Genomic DNA, 572 nt, shown 5'->3' on the forward strand with positions numbered 1-572 from the left:
GAACAGATCAACCGAAATGTACGCGCCGAAGAACTACAAATCGTGAATTCTTCAGTGCTTCCTTAGGGGGGCAGAATAATATACAGATATACATCGAGACTCCATGGAATATTAATGGAGTTCAGGTTATTTCCGAGAATCCGATCAAATGATGACTAAAATACTTCAGTTAGAAAAATCATGTAACGAATTGTTGTCAATATTCCAAGTTGAGAATGAGCAGTTTTATGCCAAAAAATTTAAAAAATTTATCGATCTTTTGTCTGCAATAGAAGAGGGGGGGCTAACAAGGGATGAAGCCCTAGGCTTTTTTCGAGATGAGTTTCGGGCTCTATACACCCCTCACAGTGGACTTGGAGAGTACTTTGTTTGGCGAGATGACTTTGAAACTCGGAGGGCTATTAACTTAAGAATTAAAGAGGCTTTAAACTCTATATGGCACGAGTTGGATCTTTAAATTGCAGTGGTTCCGATCTGATCTGGCAGATCCCGGCTTTCCAGGACCTGCGAGCCTGTAAAAAATTCTGTGTAAGTTCATTCGGAATCAAGGGTGGTGAACGGTAACTCGTTCG

At 40.9% G+C, this 572-nt stretch carries 1 protein-coding gene; it reads left to right on the plus strand.

Annotated features, from left to right (window positions below):
- Positions 1–148: 148 nt before the first annotated feature.
- Positions 149–457 (plus strand): hypothetical protein, encoded by a 309-nt coding sequence (locus QQJ87_RS10890; RefSeq protein ID WP_284281751.1) that lies wholly within the window; start codon positions 149–151, stop codon positions 455–457.
- Positions 458–572: the final 115 nt, after the last annotated feature.

The sequence above is a fragment of the Limnobacter litoralis genome, assembly GCF_030160455.1.
GTDB lineage: Bacteria > Pseudomonadota > Gammaproteobacteria > Burkholderiales > Burkholderiaceae_B > Limnobacter > Limnobacter litoralis.

What these genes read in the sequence shown, in the direction of transcription:
- QQJ87_RS10890 (WP_284281751.1), top strand. Translation starts at nt 149, where the DNA reads ATGATGACTAAAATACTTCAGTTAGAAAAATCATGTAACGAATTGTTG.